Raw genomic sequence first — 21707 nt, forward strand, 5'->3', positions numbered from 1 at the left:
ACCGGACCTAGATGGTGCTCTTGAGCAGCTCGGGGACCACGGGCGTGTCGGTGCGGCGCAGCATGGCTTCCACCGACTCGAGCCCCTTGGGCCCCACGACGCGGTCGACGAGCGACAGCGGCACGATCTCCTCGTCCAGCTCCCAGGGCTCGCCCTCCTGGTCCAACCGGTCGACGACGGACTGCCACAACCGCTCGGGCAGGAGCCGGCCCTCGCCGGCCACCAGCCACACGGCGGCGTCGGCGTCACGGGCGACCGCGGCCGCGGCGTGGGACCCGGCCACCGCGACGAACCCGTCCGGGCCGACCGCGGATGCCTCGAGCAGGACCAGGTTCGACCACCGGACCGCGCCGGCGAGGTTGGCCGGCGGGACCTCCTCGGCGGGCGAGTCGGCGTGCTCGAGGCGACGCACGAGCCCGGCTCCCTCGCCGAGGGAGTCCACCACGAGGGAGCGGATGTCGCCGCGGCGGATCAGCGCCGCGCCGACCTGCTCGGGCCAGCCGAGCACCGTGACCGTGATGTCGTCGGGAAGCTCGTAGGCGAGGGCGGCGGCGGTCTTGTCGTCCTGCAGGGCGGAGACGCAGCGGAACGCCTCGGCCCGCGGATCGTTGGTGGCCAGGACCCGCGCCGCGAGCCACCACATCGGACCGGACGTGGGGTGGCGGTCGATGATGCGCCGGCACGCCGTGACCAGCCCGGAGGGGTCGTCGACGAAGCCGGCCAGGGCGCGTGCGACCTCCTCGGCCAGGGCGGCGTGGTCCACGCCGCCGGCCCGCGCCACGTAGCGGAGGCGCTCGATCGGGTGCATCAGGCTCCGGGCTTGAAGATCATCAGGTACAGCATGACGAGCAGCAGCACCACGACGATGGGGCCGGCCTTCGCCAGCACGTCACGACCCTTGGCGTCCCCGGAAGCCAGGAGCCGCTGGCCCTTCCCGACCATCCCGCTCACGACGCCGGCGATGGCGAACCAGACCAGGAAGGACAGGGAGATCCAGGTGTCCGAGAACTCGATGACCTCGTCGGACACCACGATCATGAGGATGCCGGTGAGCAGCGCCACGACGAGCGAGCCCATCACGATCTTCTTCGTGTAGTCGTGGGCGAAGCCGGCCCAGCTCTGCAAGGTGGTGTCGCCGCCCTGGCGCGCCAGGTGTCGCTCGAGCAGCGGATTCACGACCGTCGGCGCGAACGCGGCGATGACCGCCACGATGTGCAGCAGCAGCAGGATGTTGTAACCGGTGTCGGCGTAGGCAGCGAGGACCACGGGTTGCTCCAGGTGGTTCGAGGGGCGGATCTGCTGGCGCGGAACCTACCTTGCTAACTTCCCCCGCCGTGCCGACCGACCCCGCTGGCGACGTCACCCTGACCCACATCTCCGGCGTCGAGCTCCCGCTCGACGACTGGCTGACGACGTTCCACCTCGCGGTGGTCGTGCTCGACCCGTTCGAGTACGAGAGCGCGTGGCTGCTGGACACCGCCGGCCGCATCCTCGACGTGTTCTCCGAGGCCGACGTCCGCGTCGGCTTCGTGGTCACCTCCACGCCGGCCGACGCCAAGGCCTTCGTGGGGCCGTGGGCTGACGAGCTCTTCGTGCTCTGCGACCCGGACAAGGCCTTCGTCAAGTCCCTCCAGCTCGAGCAGCTGCCGGCGTTCGTCCACATCGGCATCGACGGCACCCTCCTCGGGTCCGCCGAGGGCTGGGACCCGCTCGAGTGGCGGGCCGTGGCCGACAACCTGGCCCGGATCATGTCGTGGAAGGCGCCGGACATCCCTGCCGCCGGCGATCCCAAGCCCTACGCGGGCGCCCCCGCCGTCTGAACCTGAGGCCCGATCGGGCCTCGGTCACATCCGGCATGGCGGTGCCACCCCTCGGGTACGTACCGCACCATGGCCAAGCCCCAGCAAGCCGAGCTCCGTCGTTCCGGGAAGGTCCCCGCGCTGGACCCTGATGCGTCGGTGTCCAAGCTCTCCGCCCAGGACGCCCCCACCACCTCGGGTTCCGACGGCACGATCCCGGAGGACCAGCGCCCCGGTCACCACCCGGACCAGGAGCAGGACAAGCCGGACATGGACGCCTTCGCCGAGCGCCTCGGCGTCGTCTCCGAGGATGAGGAGCCCGCCGACGCACCCCACGTCGAGGAGGACTCCACGGTCACCCGGCTGCAGCCGAAGGCCGACGCGAAGGCCGCGAAGAAGACCGGCCGCGCCAAGCCCAGCTTCTCTCCCATCGGCCTCGCGCTGGTCGGTCCCGTCACCGGGTTCCTCATCGCCAAGAAGATCATCAAGCGGCTCCGCCGCTGACGACCGACAACTGATCCGCGGACCGGCACCATCCCGGTCCCCGAGAACGGCCGGCCGGACCCGGAACGCCCGCCCCCGGGTTCGGTCGGCTCGCTCGCGTCGGGGCTGCCGCTCGGGCTGCGACGGCTCGACGCCGATCTGCGATGCTCGGGGGGTGACGGAGTTCGAGTACACGCCCCTGTTGCCCACGACCGGAGACGACACCTCGTTCCGGCGCCTCGACATCGACGGCGTGGAGGTCGTCGAGCTCGACGGCGAGCAGTTCCTGCGGGTGGCACCCGAGGCACTGACCGCCCTCGCTGCAGAGGCGATGCACGACATCGCCCACTACCTCCGGCCCAGCCACCTCCAGCAGCTGCGCAACATCCTCGACGACCCCGAGGCCTCGGCCAACGACCGCTTCGTGGCCACCGATCTGCTCAAGAACGCCAACGTCTCCGCCGGCGGTGTCCTGCCGATGTGCCAGGACACCGGCACGGCGATCATCAAGGGCAAGCGGGGCGGGCGCGTGCTCACGGCCGGCGGCGACGAAGAGGCCCTGGCGCGCGGCGTGTTCGACACCTACCAGAAGGACAACCTGCGCTACTCCCAGATGGCCCCCCTGTCGATGTGGGAGGAGGCCAACACCAAGACCAACCTGCCGGCCGAGATCAAGATCAGCGCCGTCGACGGCATGGCCTACGACTTCCTCTTCATGGCCAAGGGCGGCGGTTCGGCCAACAAGAGCTACCTGTACCAGGAGACCAAGGCGCTGCTGTCACCCGACCGGCTCCTCGCCTTCCTCGACGAGAAGCTGCGCAGCCTCGGCACCGCCGCCTGCCCGCCGTACCACCTCGCCGTGGTCATCGGCGGCACGTCGGCCGAGATGGCGCTCGAGACGGCCAAGCTGGCCAGCGCCCGCTACCTCGACACGCTGCCCAAGTCCGGCTCGGCGCTCGGCCACGCCTACCGCGACGTCGAGTTCGAGGCCCAGGTGCTCGAGCTGTCCCAGGAGTTCGGCATCGGCGCCCAGTTCGGCGGCAAGTACTTCTGCCACGACGTCCGGGTCATCCGCATGCCGCGCCACGGCGCATCCCTCCCGGTCGCGGTGGCCGTGTCGTGCTCGGCCGACCGCCAGGCCCGGGCCCGCATCACCGCCGACGGCGTCTTCCTCGAGGACCTCGAGCGCAACCCGGCCCGCTTCCTGCCCGAACCGACCGAGGCCGATCTCACCGCCGACGTCGTGCGCATCGACCTGGACCAGCCGATGGAGGCCATCCTCGCCGAGCTGAGCAAGCACCCGGTGAAGACCCGCCTCTCGCTCACCGGCACCGTCGTCGTGGCCCGCGACATCGCCCACGCCAAGATCAGCGAGCGCCTGCAAGCCGGCGAGCCCATGCCGCAGTACCTCAAGGACCACCCCGTGTACTACGCCGGCCCGGCCAAGACCCCCGAGGGATATGCGTCCGGCTCGTTCGGCCCGACCACGGCCGGTCGGATGGACTCCTACGTCGAGGAGTTCCAGGCCGCCGGCGGCTCGATGGTGATGCTGGCCAAGGGCAACCGCTCCAAGCAGGTCACCGACGCGTGCCAGCGCCACGGCGGCTTCTACCTCGGTTCGATCGGCGGCCCCGCTGCCCGGCTCGCCCAGGACAACATCCGCAAGGTCGAGGTGCTCGAGTACCCCGAGCTCGGCATGGAAGCGGTGTGGCGCATCGAGGTCGAGGACTTCCCCGCGTTCATCATCGTGGACGACAAGGGCAACGACTTCTTCGACTCGGTCAGCCGCCCGATCGATCTCAAGACCAAGCGCCCGTAGCGGCACCGCGGCCGTGCGCGCAGCGCTCCTGGTCGTCGCGGCCGCGGTCCTGTGGGGCACCACGGGGACGGCCCAGGAGCTCGGCCCCGACGGCATCGACCCGCTCGTCGTCGGGTGGGTGCGCCTCGCCGTCGGCGGGATCGGCCTCGCCGGCATCGCCGCGGTGCGCCGCGCGGCCGCTGCGCCGCTGCCCCGCTCCTGGACGGTGGTGGCCATCGTGTCGGTCGCGGCCTACCAGCTGACCTTCTTCGGCGGCGTCCGCCTCGCCGGCGTCGCCCTCGGCACCGCCGTGGGGATCGGATCGGCGCCGATCTGGGGCGGCCTCGTCGACTGGCGATTCGCTCGCAGCACACCGTCGTCGCGCTGGTTCCTGGCCGCCGCCGTCGCGATCGCCGGGGCGGTGCTGGTGGCCGGCGAGCCGGGCGACGCTGAGCGCCCCGGCCTCGGCCTCCTCCTCGCCGTGGCCGCCGGCGCCAGCTACGCGATCTACGCCTACGCGCTGCAGCAGCTCGCCCGGGCCGGCGATGCCGACCGCGTCGCGGCGGTCGCCTTCCTCGGCGCCACCGTGGTGCTCGCCCCGGTGGCGGTGCTGGGTGGCGGTGCCGACGCCTTCGAGCCCCTGGCCACGGGGCGCGGGCTGCTCATGGCCCTGCACCTCGGCCTGGTGGCCACCACCCTCTCCTACGCCCTGTTCACCCGGGGCGTGAAGCACACCGCGGTGGCCACCGCGACGCTCCTGTCGCTGGCCGAGCCGGTCACCGCGGTGATCCTCGGCGTCGCCGTGATCGGCGAGGCGCTCACCGCCACCGCCGCCGGCGGCGTCGCGCTCCTGCTCGTGGGCGTCACCGTCGCTGCCCTCGACCGCACCCCCCGACCCCGCACGAGTCCGGCCACCGACGTCCCCGTCTAGGTTCGGGCCATGCGCATCGGGATCTTCGGGGGCCTCGCCGCCACCGGCACCATCGACGACGTCGTGGCCGACGTCCAGGCCGCCGAGGAGCAGGGCTTCCACTCCTACTGGGTGCCCCAGATCTTCGGCTACGACGCCCTGACCCTGCTGGCGGTGGTCGGCCGGGAGACCGAGCGGATCGAGCTCGGCACGTCGGTGATCCCGACCTACCCGCGCCACCCGGCGATGCTGGCGGCCCAGGCCCTCACCACCCAGCAGGCCTGCGACGGCCGGTTGACCCTCGGCATCGGGCTGTCGCACCAGCCGGTCATCGAGCACATGTTCGGCATGAGCTTCGACAAGCCGGTGCGCCACCTGCGCGAGTACCTCGACGTGCTCATGCCGCTGGTGACCGGCGAGCGGGTCGAGGCCCACGGCGAGACGATCTCGGCGAACCTGGCCCTCGACATCCCCGGCGCCCGGCCCGTGCCCGTGCAGGTCGCCGCCCTCGGACCCCAGATGCTGAAGCTCGCCGGCGCCCGCACCGCCGGGACGATCACGTGGATGACCGGTCCCCGCACCATCGGCGACCACACCGCCCCCACCATCCGCGCCGCAGCGGAGGCGGCGGGGAACCCGGCACCCTTCGTCACCAGCGGCGTGCCGGTGTGCGTCACCGACGACGTGGAGGGCACCCGGGCCCGCGCCGCCCAGGTGTACGCCATCTACGGACAGCTGCCGTCCTACCGGGCGATGCTCGACCGGGAGGGCCTGGAGGGTCCGGCCGACCTGGCCATCATCGGCGACGAGGACGCCGTCGCTGGCCGGATCCGCGACTTCGCCGACGCCGGTGTCACCGACCTGGCCGCCAGCGAGTTCGGCTCGAGCAGCGACGAGCGGACCCGCACGCGCGCCCTGCTGCGCAGCCTGCTGTGAAGGTACGCGTCGGCTACGGCCTCGGCACCCGCACGATCACCAACGACGCCGAGCGCTTCGCTGCGCTGGTCGACGGCCTCGAGGCGCTGCGCTTCGACTCGCTCTGGCTGTCGGAGAAGATCACCGACGACTGCCCCGACCCGGTCGTGGCCCTGTCCTTCGCCGCAGCACGCACGACCAAGCTCAAGCTCGGCACGAGCGTCATGGTGCTGCCGGGCCGCAACCCGATGCTGCTCGCCAAGGAGCTGGCCAGCCTCGACCGCCTCTCCGGCGGGCGGTTGCTGCCGGCGTTCGGTCTCGGCCAGGTCGACCCGGCCGAGCAGCAGGCGTTCGGCGTCGAGCGGACCGAGCGGGCCAAGCGCTTCGACGAGGCCCTGCCCCTCCTCCGCCGCTTCTGGACCGAGGACGCCGTCGACCACGAGGGGACCTTCTTCCGGTACGAGGGCGCCAAGGTCCTGCCCCGCCCCGTCCAGCAGCCGATCGAGATCTGGCTCGGGGGTGTGGCGCCCTCGGAGCTGCGCCGGACCGGGCGGCTGGGCGACGGCTGGCTGCCGAGCTTCTGCACGCCCGACGACGTCGCCGCCGGCCGACCCGAGATCGAGCGCATCGCCGCCGAGCACGACCGGGAGATCGACCCCGAGCACTTCGGGGCGCTGGTGCCCTACGCGGTCGACGGCATCCCCGACGTCCTCGCCGCCTTCCTCGCCAAGCGCCGGCCCGACATCGACGTGCGCGACGTGGTCGCCCCGAGCGTGGACGCGCTCGCGCCGCTGCTCGAGCGGTTCATCGAGGTCGGCGCGTCCAAGTTCGTGGCCGTGCCCATCGGCGAGCCATCCGACTGGTCGACCCACCTGGCCGAGGTCGCCGACGTGGTGAAGCCCCTGCAGACCTGAGCCACCCCCGCTTCGCTGGTCCGGATCCGACCGCACGTGGTCCGATCGGGACCACCGAACGAGGAGGGGCCGGGCGAGTACGGTCCGGCGCCATGAAGTTCGGGATCATCTTCGCCAACACCGGGCCCTTCGCCAACGGTGACGCCGCCGCCGAGATGGCGGTCGCCGCCGAGGAAGCCGGGTTCGAGTCGCTCTGGACCGTCGAGCACGTCGTCGTACCTTCGGGCTACGACTCGCCCTACCCCTACGACCCGTCCGGGAAGATGCCCGGCGGCGAGGACTTCGACATCCCCGACCCGCTGATCTGGCTCAGCTGGGTCGCATCGGCCACCTCCACCATCCGGCTGGCGACGGGCATCCTCATCGTCCCCCAGCGCAACCCCGTCGTGCTGGCCAAGGAGCTCGCCACGCTCGACCACCTCTCCGGCGGGCGCATGGAGCTCGGCATCGGCGTCGGTTGGCTCGAGGAGGAGTTCGACGCCATCGGCGTGCCCTTCTCCGAGCGGGGCAAGCGCACCGACGACAACATCGCCGCCATGCGAGCCCTGTGGAGCGAGGAGAAGGCCACGTACCACGGCGAGTTCACCAGCTTCGACGAGTGCATCTCCCGCCCCCGGCCGGTGAACGGGTCCATCCCCGTGCACGTCGGCGGGCACACCGACATCGCCGCCCGCCGGGCCGGCCGCCTCGGCGACGGGTTCTTCCCCGGCAAGGGCAACCCGCAGGAGCTGGCCCGCAGCTTCGACCTGGTGCGCGAGACCGCTCGCGAGCACGGCCGCGACCCCGATGCGATCGAGTTCACCGCCGGCGGTGCGACCATCGGCAGCGGCGCGCTGCAGGCCGCCAAGGAGCTCGCCGACGTGGGCGTCGACCGCATCATGGTCCCGGCCTTCGCGTTCTGGGGCGACACCGCCGACGCCCTGAAGCGCTACGGCGACGAGGTCATCTCCAACGCCTGACCAGTGCGCAGGCGACGTTCCGAGGCTCAGCCGAGGAACTCGAGGTCGCCGAAGGCGACACTCAGACCTGGGGTGGGACGGCGCCGGCGCCGGCCACGCAGCTGTCGACCCGCACGCGCTCGTCGACGATGCTGATCTGGGCTGCTGCGCTCTCCTCGGCCCAGGCGCGCAGGGCGTCCTCGAGCTCGTCGGTGTCCTCCTGGGTGTCGCCGACGACATCGATGCGGGCGCAGGCGGCGTCGCCGTCCATCCACGTCACGGCCCAGTCGCCGCCCCAGCCCTGGATGGCAGCGAAGGCATCCTGGGGCGGCACGGTGGTGTCACCGGTGGTGAACAGGCCGAACCAGAACAGCGTGCCGACCACGCCGTCGTCGACGACCTCGCCGTCGGCGGGCGGGGGCGGGACCTCGACGCGCGGCTGGCGCTCGCTGTACAGCGGCGGGAAGAGCACCTGCTCCGACGTCGTCGGCGGATCCTCGAGGGCAGCGTCCACGGCACGGTCGCCCCGCTCGCCGATGATGGCGTCCACGAAGATCTTGCCCAGCTCGTAGGGAGCGCCGATCTCGAAGAGGAGGATCTCGGGGAAGGCCTCCACGTCGATGCCGTCCGCGAACGCGCGCTCCTCGGCGGCGGCCTGCTGCTGCACGTCCTCGGGCTGCTCGTCGATCCACTGCTGCTCGATCCGCCGGGCGTTGCCCTCCACGACCGCGGTGAACCCGGTGGCGATCTCGTCCTTGCGGTCGTCGTACTCCGGGCGATCGAGCTCGAAGTGCTGGTCGTCGAGGGCGTGCACGAGCTCGTGCACGATCGTCTTGCGGACGTAGGGGGTCAGCGACGCGCCCCGCACGACCAGCTCGTTGGTCTCGGGGTCGTAGAAGCCGAGCACGCCGGCGGAGTAGATCGCCCGCAGCTCCTCGAGCAGATCGGCCCCCGGATCGAGCAGCCCGAGCGCCTTGTAGAACACCTCGACGTCGGCGATCTGGTCGGCATCCTCCTCGAAGTCCTCGAGCAGGCGGGACTGGAAGGCGTCACCGTCGGCCAGCTCGACCGCGACCGGCTCCATGAACTCCAGCCCGCGGGCCTCGGCGACGAAGGCCTGCAGCTCCTCCACCAGGACCTCGAGCTCGTCCTGGGACAGGGGCGGCCCCGCCGGCTCGGTGGTCGGGGCGCTCGCCGGTGGCTGGTCGTCCTCGCCGCCGGCCGCCGTGGTGGGCGGCGCAGCTGCGGGCTGCGGATCGTCACCGTCGCGGGTGATGACGACGATGGTGGCAGCGAGCAGGGCGAGGACCGCCCCGATGGCCAGCACGATGCTGACGCGGCGACCGCGCGGGGGCCGGGGCTCCTCGTCCGGCGTCCAGCTCGAGGACGGCGACGAGGCCGGTGGTGACGGCGGGGAGCCGCCCGGCGGTGCGACCGGCGGGCCGGCGGGGTAGCCGGGGCGGCCGGGCGGGGGTGGCGGTGGGGGCAGATCGGACACGTGCGGTTCCCAGGGGGTGTGGACCGGAGCGAACGGTCGACGGTACCGGGTCGCCGCGGCGGTCCCGCCGTCACCACCCGGTCGCCGGCGCCCCTACGCTCCGACGCCATGGCCCGCATCTCCACGCGCATCACCGACCTCCTCGGCATCGATGTGCCGATCATCCAGGCTCCCATGGGGTGGATCGCCCGGTCCCAGCTCGCCGCGGCGGTGTCCGAGGCCGGAGGCCTCGGGATCATCGAGACCTCCTCCGGCGAGCTCGACAACGTCAAGGCCGAGATCGCCAAGATGCGGGACCTCACCGACAAGCCCTTCGGCGTGAACATCGCTCAGGCGTTCGTGCGCGACCCCGGCATCGTCGACTTCGTCGTCGACCAGGGCGTGCGCTTCGTGACCACCTCCGCCGGCGACCCGACCAAGTACACCGCCCAGCTCAAGGACGCCGGCCTCACCGTCTTCCACGTCGTGCCCACCCTGCAGGGGGCCCTGAAGGCCCTCGACGCCGGCGTCGACGGCCTGGTCGTCGAGGGTGGCGAGGGCGGCGGCTTCAAGAACCCCCGCGACGTGGCCTCCATGGTCCTGCTGCCCCTCGTGGCCCAGCACACCGACGTGCCGATCATCGCGGCCGGCGGGATGGTCGACGGCCCGACGATGGCGGCGGCCTTCGCCCTCGGCGCCGAGGGCGTGCAGATGGGCACCCGGATGGTGTCGGCAGCCGAGTCGCCCGTGCACGACAACTGGAAGCAGGCCATCGTCGGTGCCGCCGAGACCGACACCGTGTTCCTCAACCGGCACAGCCGCCCCGGCCTCCGGGCCTTGCGGACCGAGCGCACCACCGAGCTGGAGCGCCAGGACTCGGTGGACCTCGGCGAGGCGTTCGGCTCGGTGCTCGACCTCTACTTCGGCGGGGACCTCGAAGCGGGCGTCGCGCTCACGGGGCAGGTGGCCGGCCGCATCGACGCCGTCCGGCCTGTGGCCGAGATCATCGACGAGTGCGTGGCCGGGTTCCACGAGACCATCGCCCGGTTGGGCAGGTACGGAGCCGCCACGTGACCGACATCGCCGCCGAAGCCCGGAGCCGGCTGTTCCACGTCGACGCCGACGGCCGCCGATCGGAGCTGCCCGACCACCGGATCGACGAGATCGAGGGCGGCTGGTTCTGGCTCGACCTGCAGTCGCCGTCGGAGGCTCGCACCCACGAGATCGCCGAGCGCTTCGAGCTGCACCGCATCACCCGGGAGGATCTGCTCGAGCAGCAGATCCCGAAGTTCGACGACCTCGACCGCTACAAGGTGTTCGTGGTCCACGCCCTCGCGCCGGACGCCGACGTGCTGCGCACCACCGAGGTCGACGTGGTGGTCGGGAAGGACTGGATCATCACGGTCCACGCCGGCGCCGTTCGCAGCATCGACGTGCTCACCGAGCGGATCCACCGGGACGACTTCACCCTCGACGGCCCGTTCCACCTGGCCTGCCGCCTGTTCGAGCTCGTCGGCGAGCGGTACCTGCCGCTCCTCGACGACGTCGACGCCCAGGTGCTCGACCTCGAGGAGGGCGCGGTCGAGGGCGACCCCGCCGTCCTCCCCGACATCCACGCGCTGCGGCGCGACATCGCGCTGCTCCGCCGGAGCCTGTCACCCCAGCGCCGCATGCTCGAGCTGCTGACCCGGTCCCACAGCGATCGCACCGGCCCCGCCGGCCGGGACCTCGCCGACGCGCTCGACCACCACGCCCACATGATCGAGTCCCTCGACAGCGCCCACCAGATGGTGGCCACGCTCGTCGACACCTACCGCAGCGCGACGGCCGAGCGCCTGAACGAGGTCATGAAGGTGCTCACCGTGTTCTCGGCCATCTTCCTGCCGATGACGCTGGTGGCCGGCATCTACGGCATGAACTTCCAGCGGATGCCCGAGCTGGACGAGTCCTGGGGCTACCCCATGGCGCTCGGGTCGATGGTGCTCATCGCGATCGGCCTCTGGCTCTACTTCGTGCGCCGCGGCTTCATCGGCGGGCCGAAGCTGCGCCGGGTGCTCAAGCCGGCGCGGGCCGTGGGCCGGGTCGGGCGAGGCCTGGCCTCGGCTGCGGTGCAGCCGGTGCGCGCCGCCACCCGCCGCGTGAACGGTGGCGACGCGCCCGACTGAGCGTCGCTACTCCTGGCCGTCGCGGAGGAAGCGGCGCAGGATCTTGCCCGAGGCCGACTTCGGGATCTCCTCGATGAACTCGACCAGGCGGAGCTGCTTGTAGTTGGCGACCTTGCCGGCCACGAAGGCCTTGACGTCGTCCTCGGTGAGCTCCTGGCCCGGGGCCACGACCACGAACGCCTTGGGCAGCTCGCCGGCCTCCTCGTCGGGGATGCCGATGACGGCGGCGTCGGCGATGGCCGGGTGGCTGACGAGCAGCGCCTCCAGCTCCGCCGGCGGCACCTGGAAGCCCTTGAACTTGATGAGCTCCTTGACCCGGTCGACGATCGAGAAGTGCCCGTCCTCGTCGAGCTCGGCGACGTCGCCGGTGTGCAGCCAACCGTCCTCGTCGATGGTGCTGCGGGTGGCCTCCTCGTTGTTCAGGTAGCCCTTCATGACCTGGGGGCCCCTGACCCACAGCTCGCCCCGGCCGCCGACGTCCTGGTCCTCGCCGTCGGCGTCGACGATGCGGCACTCGGTGTTGGGCACGGTGACCCCGGAGGTGCCCGGCTTGTACTGACCGGCCGGCGTGGCGTGGGACACGGGGGACAGCTCGCTCATGCCGTAGCCCTGGACGACCTCGGTGCCGATGCGGGCCGCGGCCTCCTCGGCGAGCTCGGCGCCGAGCGGGGCGGCCCCGGAGAACACCTGGCGCAGCGAGGACAGGTCGTACTCGGCCACCAGCGGGTGCTTGGCGAAGGCGAGCACCATCGGGGGGACGGCGAAGAAGCGGGTGACCTTCTGCTCCTGGATCGCCTCGAGCGCCTGCTGGAGGTCGAAGCGGGGCATGGTGATGACGCGCACGCCGTTGGCGAGCAGCCCGTTCATCAGCACCTGCATGCCGTAGATGTGGAAGAACGGCAGGGCGGCGATGGCCACCTCGTCGTCGCCGTAGGTGATGACGGGCTCGCACTGGGCGATGTTGGCCACCAGGTTGTGGTGGGTGAGCATGACGCCCTTGGGCAGGCCGGTGGTGCCCGAGGAGTAGGGCAGCACGACGACGTGCTCCATCGGGTCGACCTCGACCTGCTCGATCGGGTCGCCGAACAGGGAGGTGAGCGGGGTCGTGCCCTCGGCGCCGTCCATGGTCACGATCTCGGTGACCGAGGTGCCCTCGATGGCCGCCTGCGCGGTCTCGACGAACATCCCGATCGTGACGAGCAGCTCGGCTTCGGAGTCCTGCAGCTGGTGACGGACCTCGTCGGCGGTGTAGGTCGGGTTGATGGTGGTGTTGGTGCCGCCGGCGACCGCGACGCCGTGGAAGACGATGGCGTACTCGGGCAGGTTCGGCGCCATGATCGCCACCGTCTTGCCCGGGCCGATGCCCTTGGCCTGGAGCCCGCCGGCCAGCGCGTGGATGGCCTGCTTCAGCGCACCGAACGTGTAGCCACGTCCGCTCCCGACCTCCTCGATCGCCTGGCGGTCGGCGAGCTCGTCAGCACGTCGCAGGACGAACTCGGTGATGGGCACCGACGGGATGTCGACGTCGGCGAACTTGCTCTTGTGGACGATGGCCATGGCGCCGAGCCTACGGGGCCGGGCCGGGGCGGCCCACGGCGGGTGCGAGGATGCGGGGCGTGGTTGCCGACCCCTACGCCATGCTGGTCACCGGTCACGACGGTGACCGTGCCTGCCTGCTCCTCGACGACGGCGACGTCTGGACCTACGCCGACCTGGATCGGCGCAGTGACGAGCTGGCGGGCGCCCTGCGCGCGTGTGGGGTGGACGCCGGTGACCGGGTGGTCGTGCAGGTGGACAAGTCCGCCGATGCGGTCGCCCTCTACCTCGCCTGCCTGCGATCGGGCGCCGTGCACGTGCCGATCAACACCGCCTACACCACCTCCGAGGTGGCCGGACTCGTCGACGACGCCCGCCCGTCGCTGTTCGTCGGGCGGGCCGGTGCCCCGGCACCGGAGGGCGTGCGCGCCGAGACCCTCGGCACCGGCGGCGACGGCACGCTCCCCGGGTTCGCTTCTGCCGGTACGGCCCCGGTCCCCCGGTCGAGCGACGACTGGGCGGCGATGCTGTACACCTCGGGCACGACGGGCCGTCCGAAGGGAGCGATGCTCTCGTGCGGGAACCTCGTGTCCAACGCCCGGGCCCTGGTCCGCGCCTGGCGCTTCGAGCCCGACGACGTGCTGGTCCACGTGCTCCCGGTGTTCCACGTCCACGGCCTGTTCGTCGCCCTGCACTGCGCGCTGGCCGTCGGCGCAGCCGTCCGGCTGCACGAACGCTTCGACGTCGACGCGGTGGTCGCCGACCTGTCCCGCAGCACGGTGCTCATGGGGGTGCCGACGCACTACCACCGGCTCCTCGCCCATCCCGACCTGGACGCGGCGCGCTGCGCCGGCATGCGCCTGTTCACCTCGGGCTCCGCACCCCTGCCGGCGCACGAGCACACCGCGTTCGCGGCGCGCACCGGTCACCGCATCGTCGAGCGCTACGGCATGACCGAGACGATGATCCTGACCTCGAACCCCTACGACGGCGATCGCGTCGCCGGCACGGTCGGATACGCCCTCGACGGCATCGAGCTGCGCGTCGCCGACGGCGATGGCGCGCCGGTGCCAGCGGGGACATCGGGGACCGTCGAGGTCCGGGGACCGAACCTGTTCCTCGGCTACTGGAACCGGCCGGATGCGACCGCGGCGGCCATGCGAGCCGACGGCTTCTTCGTCACCGGCGACGTCGGCCACCTGGACGAGGACGGCCGCCTCACCCTGGCGGGGCGGGCCAGCGACCTCATCATCTCCGGCGGCTACAACGTGTACCCGAAGGAGATCGAGCTGGTCCTCGACCAGGCCCCCGGGGTCGACGAGTCCGCGGTCATCGGGGTGTCCGACCCGGACCTCGGTGAGGCCGTCGTCGCCGTGGTCGTCGCCGACGGGCCCCTGGACGAGGCCGCGGTGCTCGACGCCTGCGAGGGCCTGGCCCGGTTCAAGCGCCCCCGCCGCCTCGTCGTGGTCGACGAGCTGCCCCGCAACGCGATGGGCAAGGTGCAGAAGGCGGTGCTCCGCCAGCAGCTGGGCTGACGGGGCGCGACGTCAGCACTGCCAGTTCGCAGGGGTGGGTGGCCCTCAGGGGGTGTCGCCGCCCCAGGCTTGCCGCTGGGTGTCGCGGATGTAGGCGATGACCGCATCGACGTCGGCCTCGGACAGGTCCGGGATCGGTGGCATGGCGGCGAAGTCCCAGTGGTGGGGCTGGACGCCCTGGGCGACGGCGGCGCGGATCGCGGAGTCCGGGTGGTGGTCGGGCGCGTAGATCTCGTGCAGCAGCGGCGGCCCGGCCAGCCCGCCGCGCAACCCCTCGCCGTGGCAGGTGGCGCAGCTCTGCTCGAACACCTCCTCACCGAGGGCCAGCTCCTCGGGGGAGCCGGGGGCGGGTGGCTCCTCGGAGGAGCCGCCGCTGACGACGAGCACCACGGCCACCACGGCGGCGAGCGCCACCACGACGACCGGGATCGCCCACGAGGTGGTGCGGTTCCGCGCAGCGGTCATCGGTTCCTCCCCAGGTCCAGCCGTCCGTCAGGGCCCATCGGCACGGGCTCGGCCGACGTCACGGCATCGACGGGGATGGGCCCGTAGACGTGGGGGAACCGCTCGCCGCTGCGCGCCTCCTCCACCACGACGTCGACGTCCAGCCGGTCCGGGTCGATGCGCAGCAGCACGATGTCGTCCCGGCCGCGGTAGTAGCGGTCGGCCGTGGCCTGCACCTGCTCGGGGAACGAGCAGTGGATGAAGCCCTCCTCCTCGAGGGAGGTGTCGATCGTCGAGCGCTGGTAGGAGCCGCGAGCCCGCGCCCGCTCCCACTCCCCCGCCACGGCGAGGTGCAGGAGCGGGCCAGGGACGTCGCTCAAGCCGGTCCGGCGAAGATGCCTTCGGCCTCGTTGCTCGGCCCGACCGGGGCCGGCTCGCTGTACTGGGCGGTCTCGTGGCGGGCGACGACGAAGTGGTGCACCTCGTCGGGGCCGTCCGCCAGGCGCAGGGTGCGCTGGGACGTGTACATGCCGGCGAGGGGGGTCCACTCCGAGACGCCGGTGGCACCGTGGACCTGGATGGCCTCGTCGATGATCTGGCAGATCTTCTCCGGGACCATGGCCTTGACCGCGCTGACGTAGACCCGGGCCTCCTGGTTGCCGAGCACGTCCATGGCCTTGGCCGCCTTGAGCACCATGAGCCGGCAGGCGTCGAGCTCGATGCGCGCCCGCGAGACCGTCTCCATGTTCTTGCCGAGGCTCAGGATCGGCTTGCCGAACGCCTCGCGGAACTTGGCCCGCCGGATCAGCAGCTCGAGGGCCTTCTCGCCCTGGCCGATGGCCCGCATGCAGTGGTGGATCCGGCCGGGGCCGAGGCGGACCTGGCTGATCTCGAAGCCGCGACCCTCGCCGAGCAGCATGTTCGAGGTGGGCACGCGCACATCGGTGAAGCGCAGGTGCATGTGGCCGTGCGGGGCGTCGTCGTGGCCGAAGACGTGCATCGGGCCGAGGATCTCCACGCCCGGCGTGTCCATCGGGACGAGGATCTGGGACTGCTGCCGATGCGGCGGTGCGTCCGGATCCGTCTGGCACATGACGATCATGATCTTGCAGCGGGGGTCGCCGGCGCCGGAGATGTAGTACTTCTCACCGTTGAGGACGTACTCGTCGCCGTCCTTGATCGCCTGCAGCCGGACGTTCTTGGCGTCGGAGGAGGCCACGTCGGGCTCGGTCATGGCGAAGGCGGAGCGGATCTCCCCGTTGAGCAGCGGTTCGAGCCACTGCTTCTTCTGCTCTGGCGTGCCGACCCGCTCGAGCACCTCCATGTTGCCCGTGTCGGGGGCGGAGCAGTTGAGGCTCTCGGAGCCGAGCGGGTACTTGCCGAGCTCGACGGCGATGTAGGCGTAGTCGAGGTTGGACAGGCCGCCCACCTCGGAGTCGGGCAGGAAGAAGTTCCACAGCCCGGCCTCCCGGGCCTTGGCCTTGGCGCCGTCGAGCAGCTCGAGCTGACCCGGCGCGTAGTCCCACCGGTTCTCCCGGTTCTCGCCGAGCTTGAAGTACTCCTCCTGCATCGGCGCCACGACCTCTTCGAGGAACTGCGTGACCCGCTTCAGCAGCGGCTTGGCCTCCTCGCTCATCCGCAGGTCGAACAGCTCGGCTGGTTCTTCAGGGGTGCCCATGGTGGGTGCGTCCTCTCGTACGTGGTCGGCCCCGTCCCTGGGGGCCCTCCGTCGAATGTAGGCCCAACGACGTCCCACCCACCCCTCGTCCCGGTTCCGACCCGTCGGTTCGCGGGCTGCTTCAGTAGAAACCCCCGCATGGCTCTCAGCACCGACTTCCGCCTCGACGGCCGGGTGGCGATCGTGACCGGCGCCTCGAGCGGCATCGGCCATCGCTTCGCCCAGGTGCTCGCCGAGCAGGGGGCGGTCGTCCTCGCCGCCGCCCGCCGGGTCGACCGGCTCGAGGACCTGGCCGCCACCAGCGAGCGCATCCACGCCGCCGCCTGCGACGTCGCCGACGACGCCCAGCTGGAGGCCCTGGTCGAGCGCGCGGTCGCCGACCACGGCCGCATCGACATCGTGGTGAACAACGCCGGCACCACCGACGCCGTCACCCCGGCCGAGCACGAGGACCCGGCCCTGTTCCGCCACGTGGTCGACGTGAACATGAACGCCTGCTTCGTGCTCGCCGCCACCGCGGCCCGCCAGATGATCGTCCAGGAGCAGGGCGGCTCGGTCATCAACATCGCGTCCGTGCACGGCCTCGTCGCCGCGGCACCCAACGCCCAGGCCGCCTACGCCGCGTCCAAGGGCGGCCTCGTCAACCTGACCCGCGAGCTGGCGGCCCAGTGGGCCAAGCACCGGATCCGGGTGAACGCCATCGCCCCGGGCTACTTCGAGACCGAGCTCACCCAGGCCATGTTCGTCGGCGAGGACGCCGGCCTGCGTTACATCCGCCGCAACACGCTGCTCGGTCGGCCCGGCGAGCTCGCGGAGCTGGACGGCCCGCTGCTGCTGCTGGCATCCGATGCCGGGTCCTACATCACCGGACAGACCATCGCGGTCGACGGGGGCTGGACCGCCCGCTGACCCGCCCTCACGGGTCGAGGTCGGTGCACTCCCGGAGCCCATCCCACTCGGCGACGGCTGCCCTCGCCTCCGACCCCTCCAGCGCCTCCGGCACCCCGGCGGAGCGCACGGCCGGCACCCACTCGATGTCCAGTACGTCGCGCCCGTCGACCTGCACGAGGAGGATGCCGGACCGGGGATCGGTCGGGTCGTCGGCGAGGAAGCGGCCGAGCCCGTAGGCGACGGCTGCGCTCCCGACCCGGCCGGCACCCTGCAGGCTGCCCGCCCCGGGACCGGCGACCACGTCGGCGCCGGCGGCGACGAGCGCGGCGGCCAGCTCCTGCTGTCCCGGGCCGGGGCAGCTCTCCCCCGCCGTCCCCCAGTGCACGTACACCACCACCGTGTCGGCCTCGGACCGGGCGGCTTCGACCTCGGCCACCAGGCGGTCGACGCGCTTGGCCGACGCCACGCCCGCCTGGTCGGGGCCGGCGGTGTCGGTGGCGATGCGGTCGGGGTCGAGCAGCTGCGTTGCGGCGATGACCGCGACCGTGTGGCCGCCCACCTCGCGCACGAAGGGCCGGTAGGCGTCGGTCTCGTCGGCGCCGACGCCCACGATGACCCCGAGGCCCTCGTCGGCGGCCAGCAGCTCGTAGACGCCCCCCGGACCGAGGTCCAGGCTGCGGTCGTTGGCCACCGACACGACGTCGACACCGGACGCGGCGAGGGCGTCGAGCACCTCGGGCGGCGCGGCGGCGACCTCTGTCTCGTCGGGGTCGGTGACGATCGGTGCGTCGACGTTGGCCACCGCGAGGTCGGCGGCTCGCAGGACGTCGGCGATCGGTCCGACGAGGTCCTCGGGCGGGCCTCCGAGCCGGTCGGTCAGCGCCCAGCCCGGGGAGATGTCGCCGACCAGCGCGATCGTGATCGGCCCGGGGTCGGGCACCAGCGCGGCGGTCCCCGTCGCGTCGCCGCCTCGCACGTCGGTGCGCTCGTCGCCGGCCCGCTCCTCGAGCAGCAGGGACCCACCGGCGCCGAGGCCGGCGCCGACGGCCAGCACGGCGACCACGACGAGGATCGCCCGCAGGACGGACCCGCGGCCTCGTCGAAGGTGGCGACCGGGCATCGGGGCGACGCTATCGACGGCGTGCGCCGCCGCCGTGCCACCCCCTCAGGCCGGGGGCTGCTCCTCGGGCGGCTCGCTCGCCGACGGCGGTTCTGGGGCGGGAGGCGGTTCGGTGGCGGGCCGCTGCTCGGGGGCGGGCTGCTGCTCGGGCGGTGCCGGCGAAGTCAGGTCCAGCTCACGGCGCAGCTGCTCCACGGCGGAGGGTGTGCCAAGGGCGTCCAGCTCGGCCCGCGCGTCGGCCACGAGGGCGAGGCGGGTCCGGACCTGCTCGATGGCGGCCTCGGTGCTGGTGCGCTCGGGCCCGCGCAGGAGGACGACCTCGGCCACGGTGGCCTCGACGGACTCGACCGCCGTGGCCACCTGGCGCAGGGGCTCGTCGCGCACCCGGGCCGGGAGGGCGGCCGCCGCGACCAGCTGGTCGTCGATGGCGAGGGCCTCGCGCTCGAGGGCCTCCCGGACCTGGATCATGGCCGGCTCGTCGAGGCTCCGGTTGGCCCGCAGCGCGGTCATCGAGTCCCGGAGGCGACGGTGCAGCCGCGCTTCCACCGAGTGGGCGCCGGCCCACTCCTTCGGAGCGCTGGTCGGCACGCCCGGGATCACCTCGTTGGCGTCGGAGAAGTCCTGCGCGTTGCGCAGCGCGATGTAGGCCACGGTGCCGACGACGATGATGAGCAGTCCGATGAGGAAGGTGGTCACGTCGCGGTTCCCTCCCCGCTCGAGCCGAGGAGGAACCACGCGACCAGGGCAAGGATGGCGACGGCGATGACAGCGAGGGCGATCTTGACCTTGCTGTACGGGCGCTCGCCCTGCACCTCGCCGGTGACCCCGTTGATGAACACCTGGAACGGGCTGCCCCCGTAGAGGACGGTGAGGAGCCACACCGGCAGCAGGAGGTGCTTGTAGGTGAGCCCTTCGTAGTGCACGCCCATCGAGGTGATCTGCTGGACGTCACCGCCGATGTCGCGCCGCACGGTGTCCCGGATGACGTCCTCCATGCGCGCCTTGGCCGGGGCGAAGCACTCGACCACGTCGTGGTCGTAGGTGCGGCTCAGGTGACCGGCGAGGTACTCCGCGCTGAACGGCCGGGCGTCGCCGGTCGGCCACGGCTCGAGGGCCTGGACGTGCTTGCGGTCGAGCCCCTCGTTGGCGGGGACGGGGACGTCGTCGAACGCGTTCTGGACCGTGCCGGCCGCGTAGCGCCAGCGCGTGCGCACCTCCGTGCGCCGGTTCTCCCCCGACCCGACCGTGACCGTGTAGTGATCGCCGCGGCGGCCGGTGTAGCGGGTGGTGGCGAAGGCGTCGTAGGTGAAGTAGGCGGAGTAGACGCTGTTGAACGCGCCGGTCGTGGCGTACTTCTTGAACTCGTTCGGGGCGAACCACCGGCTGTTGATCCACTCCCCGATGGCGGACTCCGCCGTGGGACGGTCGATCTGGAACGGGAGCACGCCGTCGACGGCCAGCCGGGCCGGCGCGTCGTGGACGTCGTCACGCTGGATGGGCGTGGCGCAGTACGGGCAGCGGGTGGTGGTGAGCGTGCCGGTGAAGGTGGTGTGGCCGCCGCAGTTCTGGCAGACGACCTCCTTCTCGTCGGCGACCTGCAAGCCGGTCTTGGTGAGGGCGCCGGCGTCCAGCGCGGCCATGGCTTCGTGCAGGTCCTGCTCGACGACCTCGTCGTCCTCGCCGAGCACCACCTCCTGCTCGTTGCCGCAGAACGGGCACACCAGCAGCTGCTTGGCGATGTGCCACTCGAGCTCACCGCCGCACTGCAGGCACGGGTAGGTCCGGGTCTGCTCGGTGCGGTGCAGCAGGGCGCGCTCGCGCAGCCGTTCGGCGACCTCTTCGGCGTGCCCGACCGGTGGTGGCGGAACCACGGCCCCGGTGTCCTCGGGGAGGGGCGGCGGCTCCGGGGTCATTCGCTCGAGGTCGGGGGCGGCGGCGGCGGGGGCGTGGCGAAGAGCGGGGCGAGCGCAGGCACCTGGCTGGCCTGCTTCCACTCGGCCATGCCGGTGGACCACACGAGGGTGGCGGCGTTGACCTGGCCGGCGGCGACGCCGGCCTGGAGCTGTTGGACGCTGTAGGGCCCGGTGGCCTGGCCGTCGACCTCGACGTGGAACAGTGCCTGGCCGGGCAGCGGGGGCGGCGCTGCGGCCCCGCCCTGCCCCTGGCCCTGCGCCTGCCCGGTCGCGGCGCCGAACTGGTTCGCCATCTGGCCGGCCATGGCGATGCCCATGCCCATCCCCATGGCGTCGCCCATGACCCCGCCGCCCTCGTTCTCGGCGGCGGCGAGCATGGCATCGGCGGCCCGCACCTGCTGCAGCCGGCCGATGTCGCCGACGTTGTGGGCGTAGCCGCCCTCCTCGACGCCTCGGGCGACGCCCCGGGTCATCGCCTGGGTGATCTCGTCGGGCAGCGAGATGTTCATCGTGACCGAGGTGATCTCGAGGCCGAACTCGTCGTCGACGCGCTCCTGCACGAACTCGCGCAGCTTCTCGGACAGCTCGACCTGGCGGCCCTGCAGGTCGATGGCGCCGAGCCCGGTCTCCATGATCATGTCGCTGAAGGCGAGCGTGATCACGCGCCGGAGCAGCTCGGTGATCTCCTCGGCCTCCACCGCCGAGTCCGTCCCGATGACCTCGCGCAGGAAGATCTCGGCATCGGCGATGCGCACGACGCAGAGGCCGTTGGCCCGCACCTGCACCATCTTGAAGTCCGGGTCCCTGACGGTGACGGGCTGCGGCGTGCCCCACCGCAGGTCGGTGACCTGGCGGGTGTTGAGGAAGTACACCTCGGATCGGAACGGGCTGTCGAAGCCGTGCTTCCAGCCCTGCAGGGTGGACAGGATCGGCAGGTTCTCGCTGACCAGCTCGTACGCGCCCGGGTCGAACACGTCGGCGATCTGGCCCCGGTACACGAACACGGCCCGCTGGCCCTCGCGCACGATCAGCTGGGCGCCGTGCTTGATCTCGTTCTGGTAGCGGGGGAACCGCCACGCGAGCGTCGAGCGGCTGTCGTCGAGCCACTCGATGATGTCGACGAGTTCGCCCTTGAGCTTGTCCAGCAGACCCACGGGTACCGCCTCCTGCGCCGTTCGACTACGGGGGTGG

The 21707-nt window shown here is 72.1% G+C and carries 22 protein-coding genes; 11 read left to right on the forward strand and 11 right to left on the reverse strand.

Annotated features, from left to right (window positions below):
* Positions 1-7: 7 nt before the first annotated feature.
* Together RGQ06_RS01640 and RGQ06_RS01645 are read right to left on the reverse strand one after the other, a co-directional pair.
* Positions 8-808, reverse strand: a complete 801-nt coding sequence (locus RGQ06_RS01640; RefSeq protein WP_432428482.1) for a hypothetical protein — start codon at positions 806-808, stop codon at positions 8-10.
* The gene (locus RGQ06_RS01645; protein ID WP_432428483.1) at positions 808-1266 is read right to left on the reverse strand and encodes a CopD family protein; all 459 of its coding nucleotides are present in this window, start codon (positions 1264-1266) and stop codon (positions 808-810) included. The genes RGQ06_RS01640 and RGQ06_RS01645 overlap by 1 nt, the downstream gene beginning before the upstream one ends.
* Before the next feature lie 68 nt (positions 1267-1334).
* On the opposite strand from RGQ06_RS01645, the gene RGQ06_RS01650 reads away from it, so the two are divergent.
* The 7 genes from RGQ06_RS01650 to RGQ06_RS01680 all read left to right on the forward strand — a co-directional run bounded on the left by RGQ06_RS01650 (position 1335) and on the right by RGQ06_RS01680 (position 7778).
* Complete coding sequence (locus RGQ06_RS01650) at positions 1335-1820, forward strand: hypothetical protein (RefSeq protein ID WP_432428484.1); 486 nt, start codon at positions 1335-1337, stop codon at positions 1818-1820.
* Positions 1821-1889: 69 nt separating this feature from the next.
* Positions 1890-2303 carry a hypothetical protein gene (locus RGQ06_RS01655; RefSeq protein ID WP_432428485.1) on the forward strand — a complete coding sequence of 138 codons (414 nt, stop codon included), beginning with the start codon at positions 1890-1892 and terminating at the stop codon, positions 2301-2303.
* Positions 2304-2457: 154 nt separating this feature from the next.
* Positions 2458-4101, forward strand: coding sequence for a fumarate hydratase (locus RGQ06_RS01660; protein ID WP_432428486.1), 1644 nt, complete (start codon positions 2458-2460; stop codon positions 4099-4101).
* A gap of 13 nt (positions 4102-4114) precedes the next feature.
* Positions 4115-5011, forward strand: a complete 897-nt coding sequence (locus RGQ06_RS01665) for a DMT family transporter (RefSeq protein WP_432428487.1) — start codon at positions 4115-4117, stop codon at positions 5009-5011.
* Between the two features lie 9 nt (positions 5012-5020).
* A complete protein-coding gene (locus RGQ06_RS01670; RefSeq protein WP_432428488.1) occupies positions 5021-5926 on the forward strand; it encodes an LLM class F420-dependent oxidoreductase in 906 nt (301 codons plus the stop codon).
* Entirely contained in the window at positions 5923-6819 is an 897-nt protein-coding gene (locus RGQ06_RS01675; protein WP_432428489.1) for a TIGR03619 family F420-dependent LLM class oxidoreductase, read from the forward strand. The genes RGQ06_RS01670 and RGQ06_RS01675 overlap by 4 nt, the downstream gene beginning before the upstream one ends.
* Before the next feature lie 92 nt (positions 6820-6911).
* Positions 6912-7778, forward strand: a complete 867-nt coding sequence (locus RGQ06_RS01680) for an LLM class F420-dependent oxidoreductase (protein ID WP_432428490.1) — start codon at positions 6912-6914, stop codon at positions 7776-7778.
* A 61-nt stretch (positions 7779-7839) separates the two neighbouring features.
* Here RGQ06_RS01680 and RGQ06_RS01685 read toward each other — a convergent pair whose 3' ends face one another.
* Complete coding sequence (locus RGQ06_RS01685; RefSeq protein ID WP_432428491.1) at positions 7840-9255, reverse strand: hypothetical protein; 1416 nt, start codon at positions 9253-9255, stop codon at positions 7840-7842.
* A 108-nt stretch (positions 9256-9363) separates the two neighbouring features.
* Here RGQ06_RS01685 and RGQ06_RS01690 point away from each other — a divergent pair, with 108 nt between their 5' ends.
* Together RGQ06_RS01690 and corA are read left to right on the forward strand one after the other, a co-directional pair.
* Positions 9364-10308 (forward strand): NAD(P)H-dependent flavin oxidoreductase, encoded by a 945-nt coding sequence (locus RGQ06_RS01690; protein ID WP_432428492.1) that lies wholly within the window; start codon positions 9364-9366, stop codon positions 10306-10308.
* The gene (corA, locus tag RGQ06_RS01695) at positions 10305-11399 is read left to right on the forward strand and encodes a magnesium/cobalt transporter CorA (RefSeq protein WP_432428493.1); all 1095 of its coding nucleotides are present in this window, start codon (positions 10305-10307) and stop codon (positions 11397-11399) included. Before RGQ06_RS01690 ends, corA begins: the two co-directional genes overlap by 4 nt.
* 6 nt (positions 11400-11405) lie before the next feature.
* On the opposite strand, the gene RGQ06_RS01700 is transcribed toward corA, so the two are convergent.
* Positions 11406-12956 carry an AMP-binding protein gene (locus tag RGQ06_RS01700; protein WP_432428494.1) on the reverse strand — a complete coding sequence of 517 codons (1551 nt, stop codon included), beginning with the start codon at positions 12954-12956 and terminating at the stop codon, positions 11406-11408.
* A 50-nt stretch (positions 12957-13006) separates the two neighbouring features.
* Here RGQ06_RS01700 and RGQ06_RS01705 point away from each other — a divergent pair, with 50 nt between their 5' ends.
* Positions 13007-14470 carry an AMP-binding protein gene (locus tag RGQ06_RS01705; RefSeq protein ID WP_432428495.1) on the forward strand — a complete coding sequence of 488 codons (1464 nt, stop codon included), beginning with the start codon at positions 13007-13009 and terminating at the stop codon, positions 14468-14470.
* Positions 14471-14515: 45 nt separating this feature from the next.
* Here the strand turns inward: RGQ06_RS01705 and RGQ06_RS01710 are convergent, their stop codons facing one another.
* The 3 genes from RGQ06_RS01710 to RGQ06_RS01720 are packed head-to-tail and all read right to left on the reverse strand — an operon-like array spanning position 14516 to position 16592.
* Positions 14516-14935, reverse strand: coding sequence for a c-type cytochrome (locus RGQ06_RS01710; protein ID WP_432428496.1), 420 nt, complete (start codon positions 14933-14935; stop codon positions 14516-14518).
* The gene (locus RGQ06_RS01715) at positions 14932-15294 is read right to left on the reverse strand and encodes a DUF952 domain-containing protein (protein ID WP_432428497.1); all 363 of its coding nucleotides are present in this window, start codon (positions 15292-15294) and stop codon (positions 14932-14934) included. Before RGQ06_RS01715 ends, RGQ06_RS01710 begins: the two co-directional genes overlap by 4 nt.
* Positions 15291-16592, reverse strand: coding sequence for an acyl-CoA dehydrogenase family protein (locus RGQ06_RS01720; RefSeq protein WP_432428498.1), 1302 nt, complete (start codon positions 16590-16592; stop codon positions 15291-15293). Before RGQ06_RS01720 ends, RGQ06_RS01715 begins: the two co-directional genes overlap by 4 nt.
* A gap of 138 nt (positions 16593-16730) precedes the next feature.
* Between RGQ06_RS01720 and RGQ06_RS01725 the strand changes: the two genes are divergently transcribed.
* Positions 16731-17501, forward strand: coding sequence for an SDR family NAD(P)-dependent oxidoreductase (locus RGQ06_RS01725; protein WP_432428499.1), 771 nt, complete (start codon positions 16731-16733; stop codon positions 17499-17501).
* A gap of 7 nt (positions 17502-17508) precedes the next feature.
* On the opposite strand, the gene RGQ06_RS01730 is transcribed toward RGQ06_RS01725, so the two are convergent.
* Genes RGQ06_RS01730 through RGQ06_RS01745 form a run of 4 tightly spaced genes read right to left on the reverse strand, consistent with a single transcriptional unit; the run spans position 17509 to position 21670 of the window.
* Positions 17509-18603 carry a CapA family protein gene (locus RGQ06_RS01730; protein ID WP_432428500.1) on the reverse strand — a complete coding sequence of 365 codons (1095 nt, stop codon included), beginning with the start codon at positions 18601-18603 and terminating at the stop codon, positions 17509-17511.
* 45 nt (positions 18604-18648) lie between these two features.
* Positions 18649-19299 (reverse strand): hypothetical protein, encoded by a 651-nt coding sequence (locus RGQ06_RS01735; protein ID WP_432428501.1) that lies wholly within the window; start codon positions 19297-19299, stop codon positions 18649-18651.
* The gene (locus RGQ06_RS01740; RefSeq protein ID WP_432428502.1) at positions 19296-20516 is read right to left on the reverse strand and encodes a hypothetical protein; all 1221 of its coding nucleotides are present in this window, start codon (positions 20514-20516) and stop codon (positions 19296-19298) included. The genes RGQ06_RS01735 and RGQ06_RS01740 overlap by 4 nt, the downstream gene beginning before the upstream one ends.
* On the reverse strand, positions 20513-21670 hold the full coding sequence (locus RGQ06_RS01745; RefSeq protein ID WP_432428503.1) for an SPFH domain-containing protein: 1158 nt from the start codon (positions 21668-21670) through the stop codon (positions 20513-20515). Before RGQ06_RS01745 ends, RGQ06_RS01740 begins: the two co-directional genes overlap by 4 nt.
* Positions 21671-21707: the final 37 nt, after the last annotated feature.

The sequence above is a fragment of the Salinilacustrithrix flava genome, assembly GCF_041228405.1.
GTDB classification, from domain to species: domain Bacteria; phylum Actinomycetota; class Acidimicrobiia; order Acidimicrobiales; family Salinilacustritrichaceae; genus Salinilacustrithrix; species Salinilacustrithrix flava.